Source organism: Candidatus Magnetobacterium casense (assembly GCF_019173545.1).
GTDB classification, from domain to species: Bacteria; Nitrospirota; Thermodesulfovibrionia; order Thermodesulfovibrionales; family Magnetobacteriaceae; genus Magnetobacterium; species Magnetobacterium cryptolimnobacter.
This window is the reverse complement of the sequence record NZ_JABXWD010000282.1, coordinates 1-4757: the sequence shown is the minus strand read 5'-3', so window position 1 is coordinate 4757 and position 4757 is coordinate 1. Positions and strand designations below refer to the sequence as shown.

Here is a 4757-nt window from a genome sequence, read left to right as displayed (position 1 = left end):
TACTGCGCAGCCTTGATTTTTAAACACAAGCTAAACTATTAACAATTCATAAAATTCTCTAATGCAATTGCCCTGAGAGCATCGCAATGCTATTGAGCTGGTGCTACCAGTGTGCTTTATTTTTTTTATAAAGTTGAAATCTGTTATAATATACTAGTAGTTAATAAAACATATGGAGTTGAAACATGAGAAAAATTAAGATTACGGCGGATTTAATACCGGCAGAGGAAGGTGGATACATAGTTTATTGTCCTGAACTGGACATTACAACAGAGGGGGATTCTACGGATGAAGCAATAGAGATGCTCAAAGATGCGGCACAGGGATATATTGAGGTTGTTGGGATCAAAAACATTCCTTCCTTCTCTGATTCGCTCATCAAAAAAGAACTGGAGCTATTTATAAATGGCTAAAGTGCCTCCTCTTAACGGCAAAGAACTTTGCAGAGTGCTTGAAAGAGAAGGTTTTAAATCAGTCAGACATACCGGTAGCCATAAAATATACCAGAAATCCACAGAGGATGGTACAATTACGATCCCAGTGCCTATCCATTCCAACAGACCGATTAGAAAAGGGACATTGTCAAATATTCTCAAGAAGGCCGGTATAACAAGCGAAAAGCTGTTACTGCTCTTATCTTTGTTGTTGGGGTAAATCAGACCCTCTCCAAGTTTCGCACGCTAAATCATCCGGGCACTTACTCTCTCTGCTCTCTATTTCCGTTTAAACATCTTCCTGAGGTCGTCGTGGGAGAGATACACCTGTGTTGGACGACCGTGGGGGCAATGATGCGGGTCGTTTGTTGAGGCCAACTGCCTAAAGAGCGCATTTAACTCCTCCGATGACAACACAACCCGCCCACGCACGGCACTATGACAGGCGATCCGCTTTGCCATGGCGTCCTTGATGTCATCCGTGGGACTGACCAGGCTCGCATCAATCATGCTGGAGGCTATATCCGATAACACGGCAGAGATATCAACACCCTTGAGTTCAGCCGGTACGCCACGGATGATAAACGTATCGGCACCAAACTCCTCGATCTCAATGCCCATCTGTCGCACCTTGTCCATGTTCAGACGCAACAGCGAAAACTCCTTCAATGGCAGCTTCAACTGGATCGGAAACAGCAAACGGTTAGTTACCAGTCCCACGCCATCCCTGAGTCGCTCATACATCACCCGTTCGTGTGCTGCGTGGTGGTCGGCGATGACCAGACGGTCCCTGTCGGCATACGCCACAAAGACGTCCCCAAGATAGAGGTAGTCTCTGACCGGTGTGTACGGCAGTGGATCGGACTCTCTGACCACGCACTCGGGGGACTGCTCCTTAGGTTTATACTTAAACGGCCCTGCCTCAACGGTTGCGGAAGTTGGCCTTGACGACGGGGCTGACGGCAATGACGACAGCGAGGTAGAGGCAGATTGAGCTTGGGGCTGGGCAGGATTAGCCCTGTGGTCGTTGCCTTGCCTGATGGCCCCCTTTACGGCAGTTATCACCTGTTGGTAGATGTAGTCCTTGTGGAGAAAGCGTATCTCCTGCTTTGTGGGATGTACGTTGCAATCGACCGTGGCGGGGTCAGACTCTATGTAGAGGAAGAACACGGGATGCGCCCCATCGCGCAGGATGTCCTTAAACCCCTGGTACACGGCATGTCTTATGACGTTGTCTCTGATGCAGCGATTGTTGACAAATATGTACTGGTGCGAGCGTGACTTCCTGGCACCTTCGGCCCTTGAGACAAACCCTCGGATGCTCAAACCATCGCCACTGACCCCAAAGGGGAGCAGCGACCGCAGAAAGTCGCTTCCGTAGAGCATGGCAATCCGTTCGTCTATGCCCGCTGCCACAGGCAGGTTCAGCGTCGCCTTTTCGTCGATGTACAGTGAAAGGCGTCTTTGCGGATTTATGAGTGCCACCTGCGTGACGGTCTCCGTGATGTGGTACAGCTCGGTAGACGTGCCCTTGAGGAACCTCTTTCGCACGGGGGTGTTGTAGAAGAGGTCTCTGACCTCAATGGTAGTTCCCGACGTGACCTTGTCCCTGACGTCTTTGACTACGCCGCCGTGAACCTCTATGAACGTCCCCTCTGAGGGCACGGACGGACTGTTCAGCGCCGTTGATATGGTCAGCCTGGAGACTGCGGCAATTGAGGAGAGTGCCTCGCCCCTGAAACCCATCGTTGTGATGTTAAACAGGTCTTCGGCCTCCCTGATCTTGCTTGTGGCGTGTCTTTGTATGCACCTGATGGCATCTTCCCTGTCCATGCCGCAGCCGTTGTCGCAGACCCGTATCAGGCGCTTGCCGCCCAGGAGTATGTCCACCCTGATATCCGTGCCGGTGGCATCGAGGGCGTTGTCCACCAGCTCCTTGACCACCGACGCCGGACGCTCTATTACCTCACCAGCCGCTATCTGGTTGATTAGATCGTCCCTGAGTATCTCTATTATCGCCATAATGAACCTTATCCCGTATCTTATTAATATTTCATGAGAACAAGAAAAGAAAAAAAGGGGCGGCTCCGCCCCCCTTCAGAACCCCCTGCAAGGGGACCAGTCCCCTTGACCCCGTAAAGGGCTGGTTTGATATGAACAGTGTATAAGTTAATTTTACCATGCTTTTTTAAGAGGATACCTTATCCCTCTCAAATGCCATAAAATCTCCGGCACTGAGAGGCTTACCAAACAGATATCCTTGCGCCTCGTCACAGCCTATTGACGTTAGCAATTCTAACTGTTCCTGCGTCTCAATGCCTTTCGCTATTATGGTTTTTCTCAGATTGTGTGCCATATCTACTATGGTCTTTACTATTATCAGTGTATCTTGATCGTGTGTTATGTTCATGATAAAAAACTTGTCTAATTTGATCTTATCGAACGGTAGGCGTTTCAGATAAATCAAAGACGAGTAACCTGCACCAAAGTCATCCAGTGACACCTTGACCCCTGCGTTACTAAGCCGGGTTAAAACCGTTTTGGTTTGCTCTATATTCTGGTTGGCAATACACTCGGCTATATCAACTTCAAAAAACTCAGGGTCCATCTGTACGTCCGACAATGTACGAATAACATAATCAGCAAAATCATCCTGCTGTAATAGGTTACATGTAACATTAACGGCTATATTTAATAACGGCAAGCCTTGTTTATGCCACAAGATATTCTGCTCAATCACCGTCTTGATCACCCACCTGTCTATCTCTACACCCAGCCCTGCCTCCTCTTCCAGGGAGATAAATCTATCAGGGTATATTAGGCCAAATATCAGATGGTTCCAACGTATTAATGCCTCTGCTGACGTTATCTTGTTGGTTGCGATGTCTATAATGGGCTGATAATACAGTACAAACTGATTGTTTGTTATTGCATAAAGTATATCTTCTTCCAATTTATCTCTTTCTCTTAGATTGCCATCCATGCTGTCGTCATAGAACAAGAAATTGCTGCCGGAAGACGTCTTTGCGTTATACATGGCTGTATCAGCCTTCTTTAGAAGCAACATGCCGTCACTGCCATCCTTTGGATATACGCTTATACCAATACTGGCATTGACAAGCAAGGTCTTTCCTTTATATTCCATAGGTCTGTCTATTTCGTCAATTATCCTGCTACACAACTCTGTCAGCTCATCCGGTTTATTAAAGCCTCTAACCACTACAGCGAACTCATCCCCTCCCAATCGGGCTACCGTGTCTACGTCTCTTACAGAGCGTTTGAACCTGGCAGAGGCTTTTTTTAATACTACATCACCTGCATCATGTCCGTGTTTATCGTTGATGGCCTTAAATTTATCCAGGTCTATGTACAAAACAGCCGTCTTGTCTTTATAGCGCTTTGATTGGTTTATACTTTGTGTTAATCTGTCATACAATAGCGTTCTGTTTGGCACTCCGGTCAGCGTATCATAGTTTGCCATATATTCGAGCTTCTCATCCGCCATCCTGCGTTCAATTATGGCTGCCAGTGTATCTGCAAGCATTAACAATAATTGTTCTTCTGTCTTGTTATGCTTATGGCCAGCCTCAACATATACATTTATGACACCTAACACCCTGTCTTGCGTTATGATCGGTACACAATAATGACCATGTTCGGGCATGTTCTCATAGACTATCCCATGTTCACTGTCGATACGATCCTTATATATCAATTTCCTTTTTGATGCAGCCAATCCACATATGCACCTTCCTGTCTGAATTTCCTTACATGGTTCCAATAGTGCAGTAGGGAAGTTTTTTATTGCTACCATTTTTAACACACTTGCCGTGTCATCACACAGGAATATGCAACCTACAGGTTTTATAGCAAAGCAGGGAAATGAAAACAGGACATCCAACACCAGGTCAAGAAATTCCTTAATTGTCAAGTTTTTGTAGGATAGCTTTAGTATCCTGTTTACTACGTTTTGCATGTCGTAATTTCTTGCGATATCTTCACTTTTAAGTTTAAGCTCTTCTTCCATATTTTTACGCTCTGTAATGTCTCTTAGAAATGCAAACAATAAATTATCGCTTCTGAGGAAATTTACACTTATCTCGATATCAACAATACTGCCATCTTTGCGCCTATTTTTAGTTTCAAAACGAGCTGAACCCGCCTCAATTACTTTTCGCATGTGCCCTTTTAGCTCTTCAGGTGACATTGAAGCTTCTATATCACTCAACCTCATTTGCGAAAAGTCTTCGTGATTATATCCCAACATATTACAATATGCATCATTGGCCTGTATAAAGTTTCCCTCTTTGTCAACCAAACTAA

The 4757-nt window shown here is 45.9% G+C and carries 4 protein-coding genes; 2 read left to right on the top strand and 2 right to left on the bottom strand.

Annotated elements, in window-relative coordinates; all coding sequences use genetic code 11:
- Window positions 1-185: 185 nt before the first annotated feature.
- Window positions 186-413 (top strand): type II toxin-antitoxin system HicB family antitoxin, encoded by a 228-nt coding sequence (locus HWQ67_RS13315; RefSeq protein ID WP_218253178.1) that lies wholly within the window; start codon window positions 186-188, stop codon window positions 411-413.
- Window positions 406-654 (top strand): type II toxin-antitoxin system HicA family toxin, encoded by a 249-nt coding sequence (locus tag HWQ67_RS20600; RefSeq protein ID WP_218253177.1) that lies wholly within the window; start codon window positions 406-408, stop codon window positions 652-654. The genes HWQ67_RS13315 and HWQ67_RS20600 overlap by 8 nt, the downstream gene beginning before the upstream one ends.
- A gap of 59 nt (window positions 655-713) precedes the next feature.
- On the opposite strand, the gene mutL is transcribed toward HWQ67_RS20600, so the two are convergent.
- Both mutL and HWQ67_RS13300 read right to left on the bottom strand, forming a co-directional pair.
- Complete coding sequence (mutL, locus tag HWQ67_RS13305) at window positions 714-2456, bottom strand: DNA mismatch repair endonuclease MutL (RefSeq protein ID WP_218253176.1); 1743 nt, start codon at window positions 2454-2456, stop codon at window positions 714-716.
- A 166-nt stretch (window positions 2457-2622) separates the two neighbouring features.
- Window positions 2623-4757 (bottom strand): bifunctional diguanylate cyclase/phosphodiesterase (locus tag HWQ67_RS13300; RefSeq protein WP_218253175.1); only part of this gene is annotated, 2135 nt, incomplete at its 5' end.